Genomic DNA, 18,905 nt, shown 5'->3' on the forward strand with positions numbered 1-18,905 from the left:
CAATGTGCCCGCCTTTTCCGCCACTGGCTGAAAATGGGCGGGTCAACTACCGGTTTCTTGCTGGGACAACAAGATCGGGAAGGCTTCGTTGACCGTCTTGACCACCTCGTCGGGCAGGATCCCGCCGGTCGGCAGTTCCCTGCCGTGCGAGACCCAGATCGTCCGCATGCCCAGCGCCGCGGCCCCCGCGATGTCGTCCTCCAAGGAGTCGCCGACCATCCATCCGCCCTCCAGTGCCGTGGCGGCACGGCGTCCGACGATCCGGAAGACCTCCGGGTCGGGCTTGCTCACCGCCTCGTCGTGGGCGAAGCACAGCACGTCGAAGAAGTCGCCCAGGTTGTCGCGCATCTTCGGGCGCTGCTGGTCCTCCCTGCCGTTGGTCAACAGCGCCATCAGCCAGCCCTGTTCGCGCAGCATCAGCAGGTTCTGCGGCACGCCGTCGATGGTCCGGACGAGATGGGGCCACCGCTGCCAGAACAGGCGCCGCAGTTCGGACGGCGACTCGGAGAACCCGAAGCGGTCGACGATGGCGCGGAAGGTCACCTCGGGGGAGACCGGCCGCTGCTGCTCGTTCCGCAGGAAGGCCAGCCCTTCCGGGCCCAGGGCGCGCTGCTCGGTCAGCTCGACGAACCAGCGGTCGATCGCGCCGGTGCTGTCCACCAGCGTGTCGTCCAGATCGAATATGACGAACTTCTTCACGCGTGACCCACTCATTCTCGGGGCGGCAACAGCAGAGGCGGCAACAACACCAGCGGCGACAACGGCCGCAGCGGCGGCGGACCGGCCCCGGGCCGGCCGCCCGGGCACGGGCGAGCGGTCGGCCGGGGGCCGGAGCACGGGACGGGGCCCGGTCAGACCACGTGCTTCGCGATGAGACGGGCGCACTGCAGGGACTCGGTGTGGCTGGTGTCCACCTCGACGTCGTACTCGACGCCCTTGTGCACCTTCTCGGCCTGGGAGGCCGCCATCCCGGGGACGCGGTCGCCGCGCGCGATCTCCCGCCCCGCCGCGATCTCGGGGTCGCACCGTACGCCGACCCAGAGCACGTCGAGTCCTTCGAGGCGCTCACGGAGGCGGTCCTGCGAGTCCCTGCCCCCGAGGAAGACGTCGTCGATGATGATCCGGGCCCCGGCCCGCGCCATGGCCGCGATACCGGCCGTCCAGGCGGCCTCGGCCTCGCGGAAGCTCGCGCCGACCTCGACGGAGCCGTCCTCGCCCAGTTCGACGCCGGCGTCGGACTGCATCATCTTCGCCGGCAGCGCCGAAATGAGGTCGTCCACACCGAGGCTGATCCACGGCAGGGGGAGAATGGCCTTCAGACAGCGGGTGATCCCGGTCTTGCCGGAGCTGGACCCGCCATTGAGAACGATGATCTGTGTGCTCACTTGATCGGCATGCCTTCCAGGGTGATGCGTTCCATCTTGCGGACGTGCGGCCAGTAGTCGGAGACGGCGTAGTGCTGGGTCGCGAGGTTGTCCCAGATCGCCACGTCCCCCTCGTCCCACTGGAACCGGCACTGGAATTCCGGCCGCCAGGCGAGCCGGTGGACCATGTCGAGGATCCGGCGGCTCTCCTCGTCGCCGACGCCCTCGATGCGGACGCCGGAGACCTTGTTGGAGAACAGCAACCTCTCCCCGGTCAGGGGGTGGGTGAGCACCAGCGGGTGCGACTGGGCGGGGAACTGCTCCTGCATCCGGCGGAGCGCGTCCTCGTTGTCCTTGAAGGCGGAGCGGTAGATCTGCACCCAGTCGTGGACGACCCGCAGTTCGTCGAGCTCGGACTTCACCGAGTCGCTCAGCGAGTCGTACGCCTTGGCCATGTTCGCCCAGACGGTGTCGCCGCCCTGGGGCGGGATGCGCACGGCCCGCAGGACCGAGGCGAAGGGCGGTATCTCCCGCCAGTTGAGGTCGCTGTGCCAGGAGTTGAGGTTCCCGGTGACCTTCTCGTCGTGGTAAATGCCGGTAATCTCCGGGTACTCGGGATACGGCTGGAAGGGCGAGATCCCGGTGATCACGTCGGCCGCCGTACGGAAGGGGTGGACCTCCTTCCTGCCGAGCTGCCCCACCATCTCCGTGAAGGTGGCCGGGCTGAAGTGCTGGCTCTTGAAGAACACCACCTTGTGCTGCAGCAGCAGCTCCATCACGAAGTCCCGGAATCCCGGTTCGGCCGGGTCCATCTTGTAGTCGTCGACGACCACTCCGATGTGAGTGCCGAGCCTGGTGCGTGCCATCGCTAGTCTCCCGCCTTCGTAGTGAGTGTGTAGGTGTCGACGATCCGCCCCATGCTCTGCTCCACCGCGGCCTCGGACGGGCCGCCGACCAGGAACCTGCCGCTGGTGCGCCAGACGTTGCCGCGTCCGTTCAGCACGTCGCCCACCGCGGGGATGTCGGCGCTCAGCACCTCGTCCGGCAGCTCGTCGGGCGCGGTGACGTCGAGGACCTGGACCGGTCCTCGCGCGCCCAGCGGCATGTACAGCCATCCGGAGGCGGCCGGTTCCGGCGTGTCCAGCATGGTCCTGGGGGTGACCACCTCCGAGGGCCTGCCCAGGCAGGCCAGCACGGCTTCCCTGGCGAGGTCGACGCCGAAGACCGTGCGCTGGTGCCACGAGATGCCGGCGCCGCCGAAGCGGTTGCCGATCTCCAGGAACACCAGCCTGTCGTCGGGGGTGTGGAACAGCTCCATGTGGAACGTGCTGTCCGCCAGTCCCAGGGCGTCGAGGACGGTCGCGGTGAACTCCCGCATCCGCGCCGTCAGCTCGGGATCGTCCGACGTCACCGCGGCGAGCGGCTGGTTGCCGTGCTGGAAGTTGAAGCAGGTGTCCAGATAGCGGGAGGCGCAGAACCAGCGCATCTCGCCGTCGCGCACGACGCCGTCGATGTGGTAGATCGGGCCGGCCACGAACTCCTCGACCTCGTACCCGGCTTCGATGCCGCCCTCCGCGGCGACCGCCAGCAGGTCGTCGGCGTCGTCGAGGATGCGCACCCCGATGCTCGCACCCTGACTGCGGGGCTTGAGCACGACCGGACCCGGGGGCAACCCGCGGACGAAGTCCTCCAGTTCGGCGGCAGGCGTCCGCGGGCCGACCGGCAGGAAGCGCGGCACGGGAACCCCGGCGGCCGACAGCACCTCCTTCATCGGCACCTTGTCCCGGCACAGCAGCGCGGTCCGTACGCTCGTGCCGGGTACGCCGAAGTGCTCGCGCAGCCGCGCGGCGGGCAGTGTCGTGTGCTCGTACAGCGCGACGATCGCGTCCGGGGGACCGAACTCGGCGGCCAGCTCGTCGACGAGTTCCCGCATGCGGTCGAAGGCGCGGTCGTAGGTCTCCAGATCCGCCGAGTCCGGCAGATCGAGCAGGGCGATCCGGGCGAACCGTGACGCCAGCTCCTCGGGCAGCCGCGACCTGCTCCCCCGCGCCATCACCGCTGTCACGTGATCGGCGTCGAAGTCGACCGTGTGCGCCTCCGAGGCGTGGAAACCGACGTGGACGACGTGCCGTTTGCCGGGGCTCACGGGCGCACCTCGATCGACTCGTTCAGGAAGAGACGCTTGGCGACGCCGCCCCGCTCCGTGACGTACGCGACGAGCTTGTCGCTGTCGATCATCGCCGGGTGGGTCTCGTCGTACTCGACGCACATCACGGCGCCCAGCCAGGGCTCCTGGCCCATCGCGTACACGTAGACGCGACCGGCCCGGAGCGTGTCGACGATCGCCGCCGCCTGCTCGAAGTTGCTGCCCTTGAGGCGCCGCCCCGCGTCGACCTTGCGCTCCAGCTTCTCGGGGAACAGCGGCCCGTACAGCCAGCTGACCGGGGCCCCCACGCTCTCCATCCCGATGAACACGGTGTCCACCTGACCCACGGTCGCCGTGACCTGCGCGTACAACTGCGGGGAGATGTTGGTGGAGTCGGCGGCGAACAGCACCCGGGTGCCGTCCAGGTCCAGCAGCCAGCCGCACTTGGTGCGGATGCGGATGTCGCCGTGCTCACCGAGGAACGGCAGCGCGGTGATGGTGCCGCCGGGGGTGCCGATCGACTCCAGGTCGTCGAGTTCCACCACGTCGTGGAAGCCGAGGGAACCCAGGATGCGCTTCAGGTCGGGGTCCACGAGGCTGGAGTTGGCGGACTTCGCGATGACGACCCGCCCCACCCGGTGCCGGATCTTCAGGAGGGTCTCCAGGAGCATGTGGTCCTGGTGGTTGTGGGTGATCATCACGTAGTCGATGCGCTCGGGCAGGTCGTCGAAGGTGAACCTGCCGTCGCTCTCGTGCGAGTAGCCGCTGTAGCTGATCACCGGGTCGACCAGGAACGTGGTGCCCCGGTGCCGGACGAACACGCAGGCGTGGCCGACGTACTCGATGGTGTCCGGGGCGTCGGGCGAGCCGGCCACCGGGGCGGGCGTCTCCTCGAAGAAGCCCCTGAAGGTCTCCGCGCGCTGCCCGTCGAGGCCGAGGTCCTCGACGATCCGGTCCAGTTCCCCGGCGCCGAGCCCGCCCGCGAAGACCCTGTCGAGCAGCGGCGAGTCCAACGGCACGGTCACCAGGACCTGGTCGGGCGTGTACGCGAGCACGGGCGTCGTCAGCGCGAACTGTCTGGCGTCCCGGTCGATCGTGGAGAACCGGACCTGCTGCAACCCGGGGTCGAAGTACGGGGACGCGTAGAGCAGCGGTTCGATGAACCGGTAGTCGGGCGTGCGGTTGTCCCGGTTGTAGAACAGCTCCACCCGGCCCGCCAGCGGCTCGGGCAGCCGGCGGTAGACCGACTCCATGGACGCCCCGGTCAGGTCGGGCAGGATCTTCTGCTCCAACTCGTCGATGGCGTCGGCGAGTTCGAGCAGTGGGGCGACCCGCTCGCGCGAGGACCCGTACCAGTCCCTCACCTTGTCGTACGAGCCGTCCTGCTCGTGCACGAAGGGACCGCCCTGGAAGCGGGCCTGCTTCAGTGCCGTGCGGTGCGTCTCGGGTTTGTCCAGGTAGGACTCGACGATGGTGCGGTAGTGGTTCTTCAGGTACTTCGCCAGCGTGTGCGGGGGCAGCAGGTACGACCACGCGTACCACCCGGCGACGGCCGGCTCCGCGATGACGTTCTTCTTCAACGACAGGGGCACATCAGCCTCCGAATTCGCAGACGTAGTACTGGAAGACGCAGTCGTCCTGGCGCGCGGTGGTCCGCAGCACCCGCAGGCCCGCCGCCGCCAGGTCGAAGGCGTCGAGCAGGACGGGACTGTGCCCGAGCAGCACCATCGAGCCACCGGGACGCAGCGTGGCGACGAGCCGCGGCAGGATCTCCCGCGCCCGGTCCGTGGAGACCACCTCGGAGTTGAGGAACCGGCTGAAGACGATCTCGGCGCTGCCCGGCTCGATCGCGGGATCCGCCGCGTCGCCGTGGTGCACGCGCTCCAGGCGCCCCTTGGCGTACTCGGTCATCTCCCGGCTCAGATCCTGGCCGACCGTCCTGATCCGCGCCGGGTTCAGCGTCGCGAAGTCGGACAGGAACCGTCCGGTCGAGCAGGCCGGGTCGTAGGCGAGGACGTCCTCGGTGAGCGCCGCGAACCGCGGGCCGAACAGGTCCTTGGTGTAGCGGCGGATGTGTTCCTCGCCCATGCTCAGGAAGGCGTCGCGCTCGTCACTGACCAGCCACCCGTCCGGCGGGCTCGTCTTCTCCAGGCCCGGCTCCCGCTGCTTGGTGAAGGGATGGACGATCTCGGTGAGCGGTGTGATCGCGTCGAACACCGCCCGGCGCGCCGTCTCGTCCAGGGGCCGGAAGACGATGCGCGCGTCCGCGGCCGAGGTGCGCAGGGATTCCACCTCGCCGACCACGTTGTGCCAGTACACCCGGCTGCAGAAGACACCCGGCATGTCGCGGTCGAGGACGTACTCGGAGATCGTCTTGTAACCGGCGTACCAGCGCTCGCCGAGCCGGAACACGAACAGCCGCTCGGGCCTGCCGGTCAGCTCCTCCCGCAGACAGTGGCCGCCCGGCTGCTCCCAGCGGGAGAAGTCGCCCGCCTGGAGTTCCGTCCTGGCCTTGATCTCGGTCTCCAGGAATGCCGGGTCGAGGGGCTGCCCCCGGTGCCAACCCTTCTCGGTGTCCATTCGCTACGCTCCCAGGTAGGTCTGCCGGAGTTCCCGGATGATCGGCCGGTCTGTCGTGCGGGCCGGTCGGTCCCAGCCCGCCGCCGCGCCCAGTTGCTGCCGGATCGCCGCCAGGACGGGGGCGTCGGCGGTGCCGGCCTCGGTGACGGTGTCGAGCCATTCCTGCGGGCTCACCGACGGGGCGGTGCCCAGACCGAGTTCGTCGCGCAGACCGTCCTGGTCGTAGGTGCGGTCCACGAGGACGCTCCGGGCGCCGGCGCCGTCCGACGCGGCGGCCGTCAGCAGGACGTCCACCACGTCGGACACGTGGCAGACGGGGACGAGGCCGTCGAGCCTGGGCATCACGCCGTGCCGCAGTGACAGGCGCAGCAGCTGCGCGAACGCGTCCCGGTCGAGGAACTCGCCCTCACGGGCGGTGTGCCCGTATACCAGCCCGGCGCGCATCAGGTCGACGCGGCAGCGCTCGCCGTCCAGCGCCGCGACGTACCCCTCGGCGAGGAACTTCGACTGCGAGTACGGGTCGCCGACCGCGGCCAGCGCCTCGTGGGTGAGCGGCACGAAGTCCGGGCCGACCGAGGCCGCGGACAGGAACACGAAGCGCGGCGCGTCCAGCGCGGCCGCCGCGCGCACCAGCGTGCGGGTGGTCGCGACACTGCCGCTCACCTGGCGCTCCAGCGGCAGCAGGTGGTTGACCTCGTAGCCGCAGTGGACGACGGAACCCCACCGGCCGGTCCCTGCCGCCGCCGTGCCCTGGGCGAGCGCCTCGACGTCGTCGTAGCCGAGGAACTCGATGCCGGAGAGGTCGGCGGGGTCCCGTTCGAAGCGCTCGCAGTGCCGTGCGACCAGCCGCCGCGGGTCGCTCGTGGTGACCACGGTGATCCGCCGGCCGTCGCGCAGGAGCCGGTCGAGCACATGGCCGCCGATGAACCCGCCGGCGCCGGTGAGGGTGATCGTCCCGGGGCGCCCCGCCCCGCTCTCCCGCGCCGGGCGCAGTGCGGCGAGCGCCGCCGGGAGGTCCGCGAGCTCCGCCGACACCGTGTCGAGTACCTGCCGCACGGGGGAGGGCTGCGCCCCTGGCATGCCCCGCATGCCGGTCACGAAGCCCTCGATGGTGAAGTCGTAGCTGAGCAGGTCGAAAACGGACTGTACGGGCGCCTCACCGTAGATCTCGCTCAGCTCCACCTGGATGCGCACCAGCGCGAGGGAGTCCGCGCCCGCGTCGAAGATCGAGGTGGTGGGGTCGATTCCGGTGCCCACGACGCGTTCGACGACGGTGCGGACGACCTCCCAGTCGTCGCGCCCGCCGGGCGCCGGGGCGCCGGCCCCGCCGTCGGCGCCGTCCGCCTCCTCCGCCCGGGTGCGTCGCGCGAGGTCCCGCAGCACCGCCTTGTCCGCCTTGCCGCTGTCGGTGACCGGAATCTCGGGCAGCGCGAGCAGTACGTCCGGCATCTCCCACGGCGGGAGCAGGTCACGCAGCCACGGCCGCAGGTCCTCCGCCGGGCGGTCCGTCGCGGTGTGGGCCATGATCAGCGAGGTGTCGTCGGTGAGACACACGACCGGGGTGTCCATCAGCCGGGCGAGCCGCCGCCCCAGATCGGTCAGGCAGATCCGGTGACCGAGGCGCTTGATCTGCTCGTCGAGACGTCCCAGGTAGAACAACTCGCCGTCGCGCAGCTCGACTTCGTCGCCGGTGTGGTAGGCGGGGCCGCCGTCGACCGTGGTGAAGGGGCCCGACCCGTCCGAGGGCCGCCCCTCGTAGCCCAGCGCCACCCCGGCGCCCACCAGGACGAGTTCGCCCCGCCCCGAGTCGGCGTACACGTTCCGCCCGGGGTCGTGGACCCGCGCCGTGTAGCCGTCGATGGGCCGGCCGATGGAGGCCGTGAAGCGGGACGGCTCGGCGACGCTGAAGCAGACCGTTCCCTCGGAGGGGCCGTAGGCGTTCAGCACCCGGCTGTAGCGGGCGGCGGCGCGGAACTCCACCTCGGACAGGGCCTCGCCGGCGAAGACGACGGTACCGATCGCCTTGCGCGCCTCGTCGTTCAGCCGCCCGTACACCGAAGGGGGCACCGTGATGATGTCGCAGCCGTTGTCCCGCAGGTGCCTGCCGACCGCGCTGAGCCACGAGCCGCCGTCCCAGTCCGGCACCACCAGTCGCGCACCGGCGTGGATCGCCACCAGGATCTCGGCGACGGAGGCGTCGAACGACAGGGAGGAGAACTGCAGCATCCGGTGGCCGGGCTTCACACCGAAGAGGCGGGTCTGGGCACGGCAGAGGTTCTCGATCCCGGCGTGGCCGACGTTCACGAGCTTGGGCCGCCCGGTCGAGCCGGAGGTGAAAATGGAGTACGCGACCTGCTGCGCGGGCCACACCCCGGGCGCCGCCTGCGGTGCGTCCCCCGCGGGCTCCGCCGCCGCGGCCCGCGCGACGTCGTCGGCGCCGAGCACCTGGCCCGCCGCGCCGTCCCCGCGCAGGGCCGCGAGCGAGTCAGGCGTGCAGCACACCACCAGCCGGGGCGCCGCCACGCCCACCGCTTCCCGCATCCGTTCCGCGGGCAGGCCCGGGTTGAGCGGGGTGTAGACGAGTCCGGACCGCATCACGGACAGCGCCCAGACCAGCGCGTCGGCGGTGTGTTCGCCGACGACGACGGCCCGGCCGCCGTCCGGACAGAGCCGGCGCAACTGCGCCGCGCGGCCCCGGGTGACCTCGTCGAGGTCGGCGTACGACCAGGTCCGCGCACCCGACTCCAGGGCCACCAGGCCGTCGTGCCGCCCGAGGTGGTGTGCGACGAGCTCAGGCAGATCCACCGAGAACACCTCTTTCGCCTTGCTGAACCAGTTGAACCGGCCATCGGAGAGGAACGCTTGACGTGCGGGACGGCGCGCGGCGCGGACGTCCGCTCACTGAGCGGGACCTGCCGGACCGTCGTCGGCTCCGATCCGTTCCCGGAGTTCGCCGAGGATGCCCGTGACGGTCTCGGGCGGCAGGAACCTGCTCTTGTACTGCAGTCTCAGCAGCGGAGGGCCGGGCATCGACCGGTCGGCCAGGAACCTCAGGTCGTCGAAGACCCGGGCGCTGCGCACCGGGATCCAGCGCCAGAGCCCCGGCTCGGGACGCATGAGCGTCGTGTCGGACACCACGATGCGCGGCATGCGCGCACGGGCGAACTCCGCGCCGAACGAGGGGAGGTCGGCCAGGGTGAACCGGCCGAGCGAGTCGAAGTACTCACGGGTCTTTCGGAAGTACTCCGGGGTGTACCGCGACGCCGACTCGCCACGCACCACCATGGGTTTGATCTCGACGAAGTAGCCGCCTTTGCGCGCGAATTCCCAGCGGGACACCGGATATTGCAGCACCAGGCCGCCGCCGATGGCCCGCAGCACCGTGGCGGTGACGGCACTGAGGAGATCGTCGAAAGAGATGCCCCTGCGCAGCGGCAGCCACTGCTCGCCGGATTCGGAGATCATCGGTATTCCCCTGCGCCCCGGGACGGGCATCTCGCCGAGCGCTTTCTCCACCACGTCGGGATCGGCCGGCGTCATCTCCGCGTACTTGGCGACCAGCGCCGCGTGGTCGCGGTAACGGGCGCCGGCGCGGCGGGCCGGGGTGCCTCGCAGATGGCCCCGCACCGCCGTGAGCACCGCCACCGCGTCGCCCAGGTCGACGACCATGTGGTTCAGCTTGGCGAACACCACGTACTCACCGTCGGCGCGCGGCCAGCACGCGACGTGCGCGGCCTCCTCGAGCCGCAGCGGACGGGTGTTGTGGTACGCCGACATCGGGTCGGCGAGCTGGTCCGGGCCGCCGTCCATGGGCGTGTCGTGCACGACGCAGGTCGCGGCCACGTCGGCCTCGTCGATGCCGAGGAGATGCGCCAGCGCGCGGGTGATTCCCACCTCGCGGAGGAAGCCCTCGACGCCGGCCGGGTCACCGACGCGGGCGGGGTCGAGCGCGCCGATCCAGGCCGCGCAGGGGTTGATGTCGCAGTCCAGGTCCAGGTCCCGGAGGAAGCTGAAGAGGCCCCGCACACTGAGTGCGTCGGGACGCAGGGAAAGGCCGGGCATCAGCGCTCAGTTCTCTCGGAAGGGGTGCGTGCGGAAGGACACGGCGATCTCACGAACGCGGAACGGCAGACTGGAGTTTGTCGACAGCGGCCGTGTTTCTCAAGGGCGTTCAAATGCAGCCGGTCGCGCCCTGCGGGCAGGGGCGTGCAACTGCGGAAACGCCTCACTTGAACACTCATGTGACCGGCTCCCGTCATGCGTCCGCCCGTTTTTCCGGCGCGCCTTCTTCCGGCAGGAACGACATTTCGCGCCGGCGCAGTTGTTCCTCCGCGGTGTCCTCCACACGGCGCATCGCGAAGCGCAGGATCGGCGGCGCCATCACGGACGTGACGATGGCGACGAGCACGATCAGGGTGTACGTCGTGGCGTTCAGGACACCGATGCGCAGGCCCACCGTGGCGATGACGAGCTGGATGACGCCGCGGGCGTTCAGGGCGCCGCCGAGGGCGAGGGACTCCCAGGCCCCGACACCGGCCACCCGGGCACCGGCGTAGGCGCCCGCCACCTTGCCGACGACGGCGATCAGCAGGAGTGCCGCGGCCGCCAGGAGGATCTCGGGGCGGGTGAGCGCGGTCAGTTCCACGCGCAGGCCCGCGGTGGCGAAGAAGAGCGGTGCGAACACCGACAGGACGACGGTGCGCAGCGGGGACAGTTGGGCGCGCACGGCCCGGGGCCCCGCGCCGAGGAGCATGCCGGCGAGGAAGGCGCCGAACATGGCCTCGAGGCCGAGCGCGTGGGTCGCGGCCGCGCTGAGCAGGATGAACGCGGTGGCGCCCGGCACGGTGGTGCGGCTGTCGCCGGAGCGTGCCGCCGCCGTCATGGCGCGCCGGACCAGGGGCCGGGCGATCAGGGCGGTGACGGCCAGGGCGAGGGCCACGGCGGCCAGCGGCTCGGCGACACTGCCGGCCCCGGCGGCCCCGGCGGCCATCGCGGTGACCACGGACAGCAGGATCCATCCGATGATGTCGTCCACCATGCCGGCGGCGAGGGTGAGTTGGCCGACGTTGCGATGGATGAGGTTCATGTCGGTGAGGGTCTTCGCGATGACCGGCAGGGCGCTGACGCACAGGGCGACGGCGATGAACAACGCGAAGGTGGGGCGGTCGGTACTCGCGGGGATCAGGTCGTCCGGGGCCACCCAGCCGGCCGCGAATCCCAGGGCCAGCGGCAGCAGCAGTCCGCCCGCGCCGACACTCAGGGCGGTGGCGCCCCTGCGGCGCACGAGCCCGGCGTCCATCTCCATGCCGGTGATGCCCACGAGCAGGACGACGCCGAGCTGGCCGAGCGCGTCGAGGAGGTGGAACTGGTCGGCCGAGCGCGGCAGCAGCCACTCCGCGACCGCGGGCGCCGCGCTGCCCAGAACGGTGGGCCCCAGCAGGATGCCCACGCAGAGTTCCCCGGTCACGGCGGGCATCCCGAACCGCGCCGCGAGCCGTCCGCACACCAGGGCGAGCAGCACGAGGAACCCGGCCTGGAGGAGGAAGACGAACAACTGGTGGTGGGGGAGCGGCGGTACCGCCGCTGCGGCGTACGACATGGGCTACCGGCTCCTGGTCCACAGCGGCAGGGGGATCACAACGGGTGACGACGCAGGTACGCCGCGCCGGAACGCACGCCCCAGTGGTAGGTGAGCAGTCCGCACAGGGCCACCGCCACGGTGTCCCACGGCGCCGGAACCACCCCGCTGCCGCCGAACGTGCCGAGACCGGACAGCACGAACAGCCACCCCAGGAACGCGAGCAGCCAGGCGCCCGTGCGCAGTTCGGCGGCGAGATCGAGCTGGCGGCGGCGGAGCGCGACGAACAGGAACATGGCGGCCATCAGCACCGGCAACGCGGTGCGCAGGGTCTGCCAGGAGGCCCAGTAGACGAGTTCCGAACCGACGACGAACCCGGCGGGCGCGATCCAGCGAAGGCCCCGGACCCAGCCCGCGAGCCGTTCGGGGGCGGCGACGCGGAAGGAGCCGGCCGCCACGGTGCACAACGAGTAGGTGAGCAGGGCGAGCACGCCGACCACGCCGATGATCTCCTGCCACCGGGTGGCGGGCAGCAGGCAGACCATGCTGAGCGCGAAGTTCAGCGCCATCGCGTTCCTCGGCACGCCTGCGCGGTCGTGCACGGCGGCGAACCGGCGCGGAATCGCCCCGTTCTTGGCCACCCCGTACGTCTCCCGGCTGCCGGCCGCGACCATCACGTACGTCGAGCCCGACGGCGAGAACACGGCGTCGGCGTAGATGAGAGTGGCCAGCCAGCCCAGGTTGAGCAGCAGGGCGAGTTCACCGAACGGCGAGGAGAAGTTGAGGCCGGCCCATCCTCCCGAGCCGAGGCTGCCTTCCGGCACCGCGAGCACGAAGGCGATCTGCAGCACGACGTTCAGCGCGACCGACAGGACGATGGCGGTCAGCACCGCCCGGGGGATGTCCCGGCGCGGGTTGCGTGCCTCGCCGGACAGCTCGATCGGCGTGGCGAAGCCGTTGAGGGCGTAGATGATGCCCGCGCCGGCGATCGCGGTCAGGGAGGCCGACCAGCCGTACGGCGCGAGGCCGCCGCCGGCGGAGACGTTGCCGGGGTGGAAGCTCGCCACGAGCAGCGCCACCACGGTGACGACGGGTACGAGCACCTTGATGACGGTGACGGCGAAGTTCAGGCGCGCGAACAGCTTGACGCCGAACCAGTTCAGCACGACCAGGACGGCCAGCAGTCCGGCGCCCGCCGCCTTGCCCGACACCGACAGGGCGTTGTCGACGTACAGGCCGGACAGGTACCGGTCCGCGTACTGCACGACCGCGGAGGCCTGGGCCGCCATCGAGTTGGCCACGGCGAGGAGCACGGCCCAGCCGATGAGGGTGCCCGCCAGCGGCCCGTTGGCCAGCAGCGGCCAGCGCACCATGCCGCCCGACTCCGGGGTGCCCGCGCCCAGTTCGACGAGGACCAGCGCGATCAGGGTGAGGGCCGCGCCCGCGATGATCCAGGAGAGGACGGCCGCCGGGCCCGCCGCGGCAGCGCCGTAGAAGGCTCCGAACAGCCAGCCGGAGCCGATGATGCCGCCGAACGCGATGCCGGTCAGGCTCCAGAACCCGAGGTCGCGGCGGAGCTTGTGGTCCTGGCCCGGCTTCGTCGGCGTGGACGGTTCCGCCGCGAGCGTCACGCGATCACCCCGCGGCTCGTCGTCCGGGCGATGTCCCCGGATGGTCGTACGGTCGTCGGTTCCATCTCGTGTCCCCCTTGTGGTCGGGCGCGGTGAGGCCCGCGGTGCGGTGAGTTCAGGTGCGGTCGGCGACGAGCGCGGCGAGGCGGTCGATGCCGACGCGGATGCGGTCGGGCGTCAGCACGCTGAAGGAGAGCCGGATCTGATGGAATCCGCCCTGACCCGCGTAGAAGTGGTGCATGGGTGTCCACAGCACGCCGAAGCGGTCGGCGGAGTACTCGAGCATGGCGTCGTCCGCGCGGAAGGGCAGCGTGACGACGGTGAACATGCCGCCCTTCGGGGTGTTCCAGGAGACCCCGGACCCGCCCATCGGGGCGCGGGCGCCGAACCGCTCCTGCAGAGCGCCGAGCACGGCCCGCAGGTTCTCGCGGTAGACCCGCGCTTCCCGCACGGTGGCGCGCTCCACGCTGCAGTCGTTCTCCAGCAGGAACCCTCCGACGACCGCCTGGGCGACGGTGGAGGTGTTGAGCGTGAGCATGCTCTTGAGCTTGGCGAGCTCGTCGGCGAACAGGCCCGCGCCGACGACGGGTTGGTCCGCCACCACGTACCCGACCCGGGCCCCGGCGAAGGCGGTCTTCGCGAAGGACCCGAAGTAGACCACGCGTTGCCCGGTGTCGAGCGACTTCAGCGTGGGCAGCCGTGCCCCGCCCGCGTGGAACAGGGAGTACGGGTTGTCCTCCAGCAGGAGGATGTCCTCCCGTTCGGCCAGTTCGAGCAGCTCGCGCCGGTTGGCCTCCGGCATGGTGGCGCCGCTGGGGTTGGCGAAGTCGGGCACGACGTAGCAGGCACGGGGGCGCAGCCCGTCGGCCCGCGCGCGGCGGATCTTCTCCGCCAGGTCCGTCACGTCGATGCCGTCGGGCCCCTCCCGCACGGACCTCACCGGCATGTCGACCAGCCGGGTCGCGCCCAGGAAGCCGACGTACGCCGGGTACGCCGCGAAGATCACGTCGCGGGCGTCGGTGCGCAGGGCGCGGAGCACCAGGACCATCGCCTCCTGGCACCCGGTGGTCACCAGCAGCGACTCGGGCGCGACGGCCAGCCGTTCGTCGGTCTCCAGGTGCCGGGCGATCAGCTGGTGGATGACGCCCTTGGTGCGGCCGTACTGGAAGAACGTCCGCCGCACGGCCTCGGGGTCCAGGCCGAGTTCGTCCCTGAGGTGACGTTCGAAGGCGGCCAGGTAGCGGCCGAGCGCGTCGACCTCGTAGAAGCCCTCGTACGGGCGTCCCGCCGCGAAGGAGACCGCGTCCGGGAAGCGGCCCGCGATCTCGTTGAGCAGCGTCATGGAGGTGAGCACCGGGTCGCTCACCGACGTGTGCAGCTCGCCGGCGTGCAGCCGCGCTCCGGGGGGCGCCTCGGACAGGTCCACCGGAGCCCTGCCCAGACCCTGTGACGTACTGGTCATGCGGGTGGCTCCTGTTCTCGTCGGGGGGTCGGCCCCGGGTCAGTCGGACACGGGGCGGGCGCGCAGCTCGACCAGCCGCTCCGGCTCCCGGAGGTCGGCCATGACCTGCTCCTTGTCGTCGCCGACGGCCACGACGTGGGCGTAGCGGGTCAGGAACGCGTCGGGCGGGAGCGCCAGGCGGGAGCCGGGTCGGGCGGTGACGCCCGTCTCGTGGATGGTCGGGCCCAAGCGGTCCTCGTGCACGACGACCTCGACGACCTCGCAGCGGGTCTCGGGCGGCAGGAACCGGACCCCGGCGACCTTGCGGAACGTCGGCACGGTGTCGGGCTTGTGGCCGGCGGCGACCTGGGCGGCGGCGACCGTGGGGTCGACTCCGGAGGCCAGCAGGCCGACGTAGGGGATCAGGTCTCCGCCGAGGCGGGCGTTGACCTCCACCAGCCGGGGGCCCTTGGGGGTGAGCTTGAACTCGGAGTGGGTGGCGCCGTGGACGAAGCCCAGCGCCCGGTGGATGTCCTGGAGCTGGCCCAGGAGTTCCGCGTCCTGGAGCAGCGGGTCGTTCGCGTCCACGTCGTGCCCGGTTTCCACGAAGTACGGTGCCGGGCCGAGGTGCTTGCGCGCGAGGACGGTCGGCGTGACGTGTCCGTCCTGGATGACGGCGTCGATGCTGATCTCCGGCCCGGTGAGGAACTCCTCCACGAGGACGTTCTGCTCGTGCCGGGGCAGCCCCAGGGCGTCGGCGCCGTCGGCGGCGGCGAAGGCCCCGGCGACGTCCTCGGCGCGGTCGACGCGTACGACGCCGGCGCTGCCCGCCATGGCGCGGGCCTTGACGATCACCGGGTAGCCGATCTCTTCGGCGACGGCGAGCGCTTCCTCGGCGCTGGTGACGATGCGTGAAGCCGGCTGGGGCACGCCCGCGGCGGCGAGCACGGAACGCGTGGTCGCCTTGTCCCGGCAGGCGTTGATGGTCTCCGGCGGACTGCCCGGCAGCCCGAGGTCCTGGGCGAGCCGTGCGCAGAAGACGACCTGCGACTCGTCGTAGGTGAAGACCCCCACGACCGGCAGCGAGTCCACGAGGGTGAGCGCCGCCTCGCGCATCGACTCCGCGTCCCGGGTGTCGACCCGGGTGGCGCCCGCGCAGTACGCCAACTGCCAGGTCGCCTCGGCGGAGTCCAGGAGCCACAGCCGGTAGTGCCGGGAGACGGCGGCCAGGATGTACTCGCGGTAGGGGCGGTATCCGCTGCCGACGAGCAGCAGGACCGGGGCGTCCTGGGACATGGCGCCGGGGCCGTGGTCGTCCTGTTCAGTCATGACGATTCCTTTTGGCGTGTACGGAGGAAAGCCGAATTCGCGTCGCGCGACAGAAATCGCGCACGGACGGCCGCTGCCCGTATGCGCCGATCAAAAGGGAAGATTTCTCGGGCATCCATGGGAATGCCGGGCGAGGGCGCCGTGATGCCGGACGTGATTTTTACTGGCTCGCCGAGAGCCTGTCAACGGAGTTCAGACAGAGCTCCGCGCCACTCGTACCGCCTTGCTCATGCGGGTGTCCTGAGCTGCACCGCGGGCGTGACTGCCGTGCCGCGACTGCGGCGACGCGGCCGTGTGCAACTGAGTAAAGGGAGCAGTTGCACAGTCGTCCGCGCATTCTGAACGACCCTTGCGTGCCGACCCGGCGTATGCGATAAAGATCCGGTCCTTGGCTCCGATGCATCCGGACAGGGCCCTATAGAGGGAGGTCGACATTGACGGACCGAATCCTGAGGATCATCATCGACGCGATCGATGACATCAATACGATGCGCGAAGAGAAGATTCCTACCGAGAATGTACTCGACCTGTGTCTCTACGGCAATGACGGGGTATTCGAGTCGATGTACCTCGTGGCTTTTCTCGCCCAGGTCGAGGAGAGCATCGAGGATGAGTTCGAGGTGGAGGTCACGCTGGCTTCCGAGAAGGCCGTGTCGCTCCGGGTGAGTCCGTTCAGCAGTGTCCGCAGGCTGATCGCATTCATCGAGGAGGAGCTGCAGTTGGTCGGTGCCGGCGCGGCGTGACCGCATGATAGTCATGATCACCGGAAGCCGGACCGGAGTCGGCAAGGCGCTCGCCGAGCACTTCCTGGAGTCCGGCCACGACGTCATCGGGTGCAGCAGGAAGCCCTCGGCCATCGACCACCCGGGCTACCGGCACCACCAGGTGGACCTCACGGAGGTCGCCCAGGTCAAGAAGATGTTCCGAGAGGTCCGGAAAGAGTTCGGCTGCCTCGACGCGTTGATCAACAACGCGGGCACCTCCACGATGAACCACTTCATGACGACTCCGGACGAGGTCGTCAGGGACATCTTCGACATCAACTTCTTCGCCGTTCTGAACTGCTGCCGCGAGGCGGTGAAGCTGCTGCGGAAGTCGGCCGGGCCGGCCCCCGCGATCCTGAACGTCTCCACGGTCGCGGTGCCGTGGGCGCTGGAGGGGCACCTGGCCTATTCGGCCAGCAAGAGCGCGGTCGAACAACTCGTCCAGGTCATGAGCAAGGAACTGGCCGCCTTCGGGATCCGGGTCAACGCGATCGGTCTGCCACCGGTCCGCACCGTCCTCACCAGGACCGTTTCACAACCGAAGATCGACGCATTGATCGCCCGTCAGGCGATACGCCGCATGTGCACGATGTCCGACATCGTCGGCCCGGTCGAGTTCCTCGTCGGCCCGCAATCGGCGTTCGTCACAGGTGAAACCATTTTCCTCGGGGGGGTGCACTGAATGCGGGACGAACTGGTGCGGAGGTTCGAGGACTTCGGCACGAGGACCGCGATATTCGACCAGGACATCGCCTTCACCTACCACGAACTCCTGGACCGGATCCGGTACACGGAGAATGTGCTGAGCAAGCACGGCGTGGCTCCGCACGACGTCGTGGTGCTGAACGGCAACTACTCGCCGAGTTCCATAGCGACCCTGTTCGCGCTGTTCCTCAACAGGAATGTCGTCGTGCCCCTGGTGACGCTCCACGACAGGGACCTCGAAACCGTCACCGAGCACTGCCGGCCCAGGTTCCTGGTCACGGCGGGCACCGAGCTCGACGTCGAGGAACTCGCGCCCCCGGGCTCCGGTTCCGGTTCCGGCAGCGTGATCGACCGTCTCGGCGACGAGGACGCCGCGGGGCTCGTGCTGCTCAGCAGCGGCAGCACCGGGGCGCCGAAGGTCATCCTGCACAACCTCGACACCCTCGTCGGCGAGAAACTGGAGAAGGGCGCCCGGCGCCGGCCGAGCTCGCTGAACATCCTGATGGTCCTGATGTTCGACCACATCGGCGGCATCAACTCCCTGCTCAGCACGCTCCTGGTGGGCGGTGCCGCGGTGCTGCCCCGGGAGCGCGTCCCCGACGAGATCTGCGGGCTGATCGAGCGACACCGGATCCGGGTCCTGCCCACGAGCCCGACGTTCCTCAACCTGATCATCATGGGCGGGTACCACCGCACGTACGACCTGAGCAGCCTGCGTCTCATCACCTACGGCACCGAGCCGATGTCCGACGAACTGCTGAGGCGGGTCAACCAGAACTTCCCCGGGGTCCGACTGCTCCAGACGTTCGGGACGAGCGAGACCGGAATCGCCACGACCACGAGCGAGTCGTCGAGCAGCACCTACTTCAAGATCTCGGACGCCGGCGTCGAACACCGGATCGTCGACGGCGAACTCCAGCTCAGGAGCAGGACCCAGTTCCTCGGCTACCTGAACTACGCCGACGACTGTCTGACCGAGGACCGCTGGTTCAGGACCGGCGACCTGGTCGAGGAGACCGACGACGGATACCTCAGGATCAGGGGCCGGGCCAAGGAAGTCATCAACGTCGGCGGGGAGAAACTGCTCCCCCTCGAACTGGAATCCGTCCTGCTCGCCAGTCCGCTCGTCGAGGACTGCGTGGTCTACGGCAAACCGAACGCGATCACCGGACAGACCGTGTGCGCGGACATCAAGCCGAAGGGCGACATGACCCGCGCGGCCGTCCGCAAGCACGTACTGGAGTTCCTCGCGGACAAGGTCGAGCCGTTCAAGATTCCCTCGAAGATCAGCGTGGTCGACTCCGTCGAGGTGTCGGACCGTCTCAAGAAGCTGCGGTCCCTGCCACGCGACGACGGCACGAGCTGAC

General features: G+C 70.1%; 15 protein-coding genes. 3 read left to right on the forward strand and 12 right to left on the reverse strand.

Features of this window, described 5'->3' with window-relative positions; translation table 11 throughout:
* Nucleotides 1–42 precede the first annotated feature (42 nt).
* From QC282_RS05430 to QC282_RS05485, 12 genes are all read right to left on the reverse strand, one after another.
* Nucleotides 43–699, reverse strand: coding sequence for an HAD family hydrolase (locus QC282_RS05430; protein WP_279548037.1), 657 nt, complete (start codon nucleotides 697–699; stop codon nucleotides 43–45).
* A 152-nt stretch (nucleotides 700–851) separates the two neighbouring features.
* On the reverse strand, nucleotides 852–1,385 hold the full coding sequence (gene cpt, locus QC282_RS05435; RefSeq protein ID WP_279548038.1) for a chloramphenicol phosphotransferase CPT: 534 nt from the start codon (nucleotides 1,383–1,385) through the stop codon (nucleotides 852–854).
* Nucleotides 1,382–2,230, reverse strand: coding sequence for a TauD/TfdA family dioxygenase (locus QC282_RS05440; RefSeq protein ID WP_279548039.1), 849 nt, complete (start codon nucleotides 2,228–2,230; stop codon nucleotides 1,382–1,384). The genes cpt and QC282_RS05440 overlap by 4 nt, the downstream gene beginning before the upstream one ends.
* A 2-nt stretch (nucleotides 2,231–2,232) precedes the next feature.
* On the reverse strand, nucleotides 2,233–3,510 hold the full coding sequence (locus QC282_RS05445; protein WP_279548040.1) for a hypothetical protein: 1,278 nt from the start codon (nucleotides 3,508–3,510) through the stop codon (nucleotides 2,233–2,235).
* A complete protein-coding gene (locus tag QC282_RS05450) occupies nucleotides 3,507–5,102 on the reverse strand; it encodes an MBL fold metallo-hydrolase (RefSeq protein ID WP_279548041.1) in 1,596 nt (531 codons plus the stop codon). The genes QC282_RS05445 and QC282_RS05450 overlap by 4 nt, the downstream gene beginning before the upstream one ends.
* Nucleotide 5,103: 1 nt before the next feature.
* Nucleotides 5,104–6,090 (reverse strand): class I SAM-dependent methyltransferase, encoded by a 987-nt coding sequence (locus QC282_RS05455; RefSeq protein ID WP_279548042.1) that lies wholly within the window; start codon nucleotides 6,088–6,090, stop codon nucleotides 5,104–5,106.
* A 3-nt stretch (nucleotides 6,091–6,093) separates the two neighbouring features.
* The gene (locus QC282_RS05460) at nucleotides 6,094–8,895 is read right to left on the reverse strand and encodes an AMP-binding protein (RefSeq protein ID WP_279548043.1); all 2,802 of its coding nucleotides are present in this window, start codon (nucleotides 8,893–8,895) and stop codon (nucleotides 6,094–6,096) included.
* 93 nt (nucleotides 8,896–8,988) lie between these two features.
* Complete coding sequence (locus tag QC282_RS05465; RefSeq protein WP_279548044.1) at nucleotides 8,989–10,152, reverse strand: hypothetical protein; 1,164 nt, start codon at nucleotides 10,150–10,152, stop codon at nucleotides 8,989–8,991.
* A 193-nt stretch (nucleotides 10,153–10,345) separates the two neighbouring features.
* The gene (locus QC282_RS05470; protein WP_279548045.1) at nucleotides 10,346–11,689 is read right to left on the reverse strand and encodes a cation:proton antiporter; all 1,344 of its coding nucleotides are present in this window, start codon (nucleotides 11,687–11,689) and stop codon (nucleotides 10,346–10,348) included.
* A gap of 35 nt (nucleotides 11,690–11,724) precedes the next feature.
* Entirely contained in the window at nucleotides 11,725–13,299 is a 1,575-nt protein-coding gene (locus QC282_RS05475; protein ID WP_279548046.1) for an APC family permease, read from the reverse strand.
* 115 nt (nucleotides 13,300–13,414) lie between these two features.
* Nucleotides 13,415–14,761, reverse strand: coding sequence for a PLP-dependent aminotransferase family protein (locus QC282_RS05480; protein WP_279548047.1), 1,347 nt, complete (start codon nucleotides 14,759–14,761; stop codon nucleotides 13,415–13,417).
* A gap of 39 nt (nucleotides 14,762–14,800) precedes the next feature.
* Nucleotides 14,801–16,069 carry an ATP-grasp domain-containing protein gene (locus QC282_RS05485; RefSeq protein ID WP_279548048.1) on the reverse strand — a complete coding sequence of 423 codons (1,269 nt, stop codon included), beginning with the start codon at nucleotides 16,067–16,069 and terminating at the stop codon, nucleotides 14,801–14,803.
* A 434-nt stretch (nucleotides 16,070–16,503) separates the two neighbouring features.
* Between QC282_RS05485 and QC282_RS05490 the strand changes: the two genes are divergently transcribed.
* From QC282_RS05490 to QC282_RS05500, 3 genes are read left to right on the forward strand one after another with little or no spacing between them, the layout of a single operon-like run.
* On the forward strand, nucleotides 16,504–16,812 hold the full coding sequence (locus QC282_RS05490; protein ID WP_279548049.1) for a hypothetical protein: 309 nt from the start codon (nucleotides 16,504–16,506) through the stop codon (nucleotides 16,810–16,812).
* Nucleotides 16,813–16,825: 13 nt separating this feature from the next.
* On the forward strand, nucleotides 16,826–17,515 hold the full coding sequence (locus tag QC282_RS05495) for an SDR family NAD(P)-dependent oxidoreductase (RefSeq protein WP_279548050.1): 690 nt from the start codon (nucleotides 16,826–16,828) through the stop codon (nucleotides 17,513–17,515).
* Nucleotides 17,516–18,904, forward strand: coding sequence for a fatty acid--CoA ligase family protein (locus QC282_RS05500; protein ID WP_279548051.1), 1,389 nt, complete (start codon nucleotides 17,516–17,518; stop codon nucleotides 18,902–18,904). It begins immediately after the preceding gene.
* Nucleotide 18,905 lies beyond the last annotated feature (1 nt).

It is taken from the genome of Streptomyces sp. DH24, assembly GCF_029813775.1.
Classification (GTDB): Bacteria; Actinomycetota; Actinomycetes; order Streptomycetales; family Streptomycetaceae; genus Streptomyces.